Source organism: Actinomadura sp. NPDC048032, from assembly GCF_040653175.1.
Lineage (GTDB): Bacteria > Actinomycetota > Actinomycetes > Streptosporangiales > Streptosporangiaceae > Spirillospora > Spirillospora verrucosospora.
In genome coordinates, this window is record NZ_JBEZJP010000576.1 from 1 (window position 1) to 3,971 (window position 3,971).

Sequence of the window (3,971 nt, forward strand, 5' to 3'; positions counted from 1 at the left end):
CCGCCCCTCACGAGGTGGACCGGCAACGGCCGCCGATGATTTCTCGCCGCCGCGCGGGTCTGTACATGTGATCATCCCGGCGAGGTGAGGAGCCGAATGCGTGAGGCGACCGGCGCATCGGCGCCACTGCGATCCGACGCGTGCATCCTGGAGCGCTCGATCGGCTATCTCCTGACCACCGTCCAGCACGTCGCGCGGCCGATGCTCACGCACCCGACGCCGTGCGCGGCATGGAATCTCAACGCGCTGCTGCTGCACATCGGCGACTCCCTTGCGGCGGTGCACGAGGGCTTGGCCGCGGGCCGGGTCGGCATCCGTCCGGCCCCGGTCGACCCGGCCGGCGACCCGGTCTCGGCGCTGCGCGTCCACGCCGTCCGGGTGCTGCGCCACACCATGGCCTCCTCCCGCCGCCCGGACGGCGCCGCGGGAACGGCGGCGATCGGCGACCGCTGCCTCCCCGTGGAGGCGGTGGTCGGCGCGGGGGCCCTGGAGGCGGCCGTGCACGGCTGGGACGTGGCGCAGGCGACCGGCGCGGCACGGCCCATTCCTCCGGACCTGGCCACCGATCTCCTGGACGTGTGGCGGACCCTGGCGCCGCCCTGCGGCCGCCTGCCGCTGTTCGGCGACCCGGTGGACCCCGGCCCGCACGCGACGCCCGGCGACCGTCTCGTCGCCTTCCTCGGCCGCCGTCCGGCGACCTGAGAACGCGCACCGAGGTTGCTTCACACAACTTTCTGCGATCCAATGAGTTGTGTGAAGCAACTCGATGGGCGCACCGTCGCCCGGATGGACACCGTGCTCGACGACGTCCGGATCCGCCCCTACGGCGTCACCGACCGCGACCGCGTCCGGCGCATGTCCGACCGCCTGTCGGCCGCGAGCCTCTACATGCGCTTCTTCTCCGGCACGCCCCGCCTGCCCGACCACTACGTCGGCCTCCTGGAGGGCCTCGACCACTGGGACCGCGAGGCTCTCGTCGCGCTGGACGGGGACGAGATCCTCGGCATCGCCGAATACGTCCGCGACGCGACGCGGGCCTGGCGCGCCGACCTCGCCGTCCTGGTCGCCGACCCCTGGCAGCGCCGGGGCCTCGGCCGCGCCCTCGTCGGCTGCCTGTCCGAGCTCGCCGGACGGCGCGGCGTCACCGAGTTCGGCGCGGACGTCATCCTCACCAACCGGCAGGCGCTCATGTTCGTCCGGAGCGGCTGGCCGGCGGCCCGCTCCTCCAGGGACGGCGGCTCCGCCCGCTTCCGCCTGCCGCTTTCCGTGCCCGCCTGACCCCGGCCGGTTGAATCCGGTGGGGGGCGCCCGCTTACCATGACCGGCATGACCCAGAACCTGCTCGGCGGCCCCGCTCCGACCGAACTTCCGGACAACCCCGAAGCCCGGACGGCCCTGGAGGAGGGCGTCGACCCGTTCGAGGTCGCCGCGCGCCACCCGGACCACCCGGGCGCGTGGGCCGAGCTGGCCGACCGCTCCTTCGCCAAGGGCAGCGTCATCGACTCCTACGCGTTCGCCCGCACCGGCTACCACCGCGGGCTGGACCAGCTGCGCCGGGCGGGCTGGAAGGGCCACGGCCCCATCCCGTGGGAGCACGAGCCGAACCGCGGCTTCCTGCGCGCCCTGCACGCCCTCGCCCGGGCCGCCGCCGCCATCGGGGAAGACTCCGAGGCCGAGCGCTGCAGGACGTTCCTCCGCGACAGCAGCGCCGAGGCCGCCGACGCCCTCAACGGCTCCTGACCCCACCGATCGAGCGCGCCGCCCGGGACGCCTGGGCGGCGACGCCGGGGATGCCCGACACCAGGAAGGGTCCGCCGCCGGCGAGGTCGCCGGCCACGTGCAGGCGGCGATCGGGCCGTCCGCCGACGAGGACCCGTCCCGTACCGGGGTCGACGGCGAGGCCGCCGTCCGGGTCCAGCACCGCGCCCTGGGCCAGGAGCGACGAGACGAGCGGCTCGGCCGCCCGGGGGATCGCGTGCGGCGGCGGGTTGACCGCGTTGATCACGATGTCGGCGGTGCGGACGCCCGCCGCATGCGTGATCTCGAACGCGGACCCCGCCTCGATCTTCTCGACCCCGGACAGCGCCTCCAGCGTCCCCGCCTCGAACAGCTCCAGCAGCAGTGCGGCATTGCGGGGCACCATCGGCGAGGCCGCGCTCGTGATCGTCCGGAAGTGGCGGCCGCGGAGCCGCTCCCGGTCACTCGCCGGGAGCAGCCGCCACGCGACCGGACCGGCGGTGTGCGCGGCCTCCTGCACGATCCGCCGGCCGAGCCGCGGCGCGTCCACCATGGCGAGCTGCTCGCGCAGGCTCGCCGCCGGGTCCCGTCCCGGCGCCGCGGCGATCCAGGCCGCGAGGGCGTCCCAGCTCTCGCCGTGAGCCGCCAGTTCCATGCGGATCAGCTCGGTGAACTCCGCCAGCCGGACCGGCCCCTCCAGGGACCGCAGGCGGTCGGGCGCCAGGTACCGGAGGTCGGTCGGAAGGGGACGCTGCCAGACGAACGGGAGGGTCCCGCTCCGCGAGACCATGCTGATCCTCCCGGTGTGCCCGCGCGCGGCCAGTGACGCCACGATGTCGACCGCGGTCAGGCCGGTCCCGATGACCGCCACGTTCTTTCGGGGCGGGACGCCGGCGAGGGTCCGCCGCAGGGGATACGGATCGGCGACGAAGCCGGGCGCGCCCGCCAGCCCGTAGCCGTCCCGAGGGACGCCCCCGCCGACGCACAGGACGACCTGGTCGGCGGGGTGGCTGCGTCCGTCCGCCGTTCGCACGACCGGGCGGCCCGCGAGGGACACCCCGGTCACCGCCGCGCCGACGAGCTCCGTCCGGGCGAACCGGGCGAGCGCGGCCTCCGCCGTGTCCACCAGGTACCGCCCGTACACGGCGCGCGGCGGGATCGGGCGGCCGAGCCGCTCGTCGGTGTGGGCTCCGGCGTGCGCGTCCCCGTCCAGCCAGCGCGCGTAGTGCTCCCGGTCCCCGTGCCGGATCGACATGATCTCCGGCGGGGCGTTGACGAGCACGGAGTCCAGGTCCGGCTGGTAGGGACGGCCGCGCCAGGGCGACGGCGAGGGGTCGAACACGGTGGCGGAACGGATGTCCGAGGGGTCGAGGGCGTCCAGCAGCGCGACGGCCGCCGCACCCGCCCCGATGATCGCGATGTCCATGCCGCCGAGCCTCGCCGCCCGGCCGAGCCCGCCCCATCCCCCGAGGGCAGGGGATCGCTCCGGACCGCGATCCCCCATCTGAGGGGGTCCGCCCGCCGCGCACGGCGGGCAGACTGGAGCGATGATCGACCAGCGGGAACGGCGGGCCCTCCTCGACCGGGCCGCACGCGCCCGGGACGCGGGCGGCCTGTTCGCGGGCGCCTCGTCGCGGCTCGGACGGCTGCTGGGCTTCCAGGCCGCCGCGTGGTCGGCCACCGACCCGGAGACCGGGCTGATCACCGCGCCGATGCTGGTCGAGAACCTCGGACGGGGCGAGCAGTGCTTCGCCTACTGGGAGTGCGCGCTCCTGGAGGAGACCGTGCTGCCCTACCGCGACCTGGCCCGCGCCCCCGTCCCGGCCGCCGGGCTCGTGGCGAGCACCGGCGGGCTGCCCGCCCGCAGCGCGCAGTACCGCAGGCTGCTCGGCCGCCAGGGGATCGGGGACGAGCTGCGCGCCGTCCTGCGGACCGGCGGCCGGCCCTGGGGCGTCGTCAGCCTGTTCCGCGAGAAGGGCCGGGAGCCGTTCGGCCCCGCGGAGGTCTCCCTCGTCGCGGGCCTCTCCGCGCCGCTCGCCGACCGCCTTCGCGAGCTGGCCCGGCCCGTCCGGCCGCCGGCCGGGGCCGCCGGGCAGGACCCGGGGCTCATCCTGTTCGACCCGGCCGGCACGCCCTTCTCGATCAACGACGAGGCGCGCGACCTCCTCTCCCGGCTCCGAGTACTCGATGCGGAACTTCTCCGCCTCGTCGATCGGCGCGTACGACGACAGCGC

4 protein-coding genes and 1 pseudogene are annotated in these 3,971 nt (G+C 75.8%); 4 read left to right on the forward strand and 1 reads right to left on the reverse strand.

All coding sequences use genetic code 11. The features are described 5' to 3' along the window. Nucleotides 1-96 precede the first annotated feature (96 nt). From AB0C69_RS39210 to AB0C69_RS39220, 3 genes are read left to right on the forward strand one after another with little or no spacing between them, the layout of a single operon-like run. Nucleotides 97-702, forward strand: coding sequence for a TIGR03086 family metal-binding protein (locus AB0C69_RS39210; RefSeq protein WP_360361265.1), 606 nt, complete (start codon nucleotides 97-99; stop codon nucleotides 700-702). A gap of 42 nt (nucleotides 703-744) precedes the next feature. Continuing rightward, complete coding sequence (locus AB0C69_RS39215) at nucleotides 745-1,278, forward strand: GNAT family N-acetyltransferase (RefSeq protein WP_345171375.1); 534 nt, start codon at nucleotides 745-747, stop codon at nucleotides 1,276-1,278. A 39-nt stretch (nucleotides 1,279-1,317) separates the two neighbouring features. Next, nucleotides 1,318-1,740 (forward strand): DUF3151 domain-containing protein, encoded by a 423-nt coding sequence (locus AB0C69_RS39220; protein WP_345171377.1) that lies wholly within the window; start codon nucleotides 1,318-1,320, stop codon nucleotides 1,738-1,740. Here AB0C69_RS39220 and AB0C69_RS39225 read toward each other — a convergent pair. After that, nucleotides 1,727-3,163: an FAD/NAD(P)-binding protein gene (locus AB0C69_RS39225; protein ID WP_360361269.1), complete on the reverse strand. Its 1,437-nt coding sequence runs from the start codon at nucleotides 3,161-3,163 to the stop codon at nucleotides 1,727-1,729. The genes AB0C69_RS39220 and AB0C69_RS39225 overlap by 14 nt on opposite strands. Before the next feature lie 121 nt (nucleotides 3,164-3,284). On the opposite strand from AB0C69_RS39225, the pseudogene AB0C69_RS39230 reads away from it, so the two are divergent. After that, nucleotides 3,285-3,971 (forward strand): annotated as a pseudogene (locus AB0C69_RS39230) (LuxR family transcriptional regulator); the annotation flags it as partial.

What these genes read in the sequence shown, in the direction of transcription:
- AB0C69_RS39210 (WP_360361265.1), top strand. Translation starts at nt 97, where the DNA reads ATGCGTGAGGCGACCGGCGCATCGGCGCCACTGCGATCCGACGCGTGC.
- AB0C69_RS39215 (WP_345171375.1), top strand. Translation starts at nt 745, where the DNA reads ATGAGTTGTGTGAAGCAACTCGATGGGCGCACCGTCGCCCGGATGGAC.
- AB0C69_RS39220 (WP_345171377.1), top strand. Translation starts at nt 1,318, where the DNA reads ATGACCGGCATGACCCAGAACCTGCTCGGCGGCCCCGCTCCGACCGAA.
- AB0C69_RS39225 (WP_360361269.1), bottom strand. Translation starts at nt 3,163, where the DNA reads ATGGACATCGCGATCATCGGGGCGGGTGCGGCGGCCGTCGCGCTGCTG.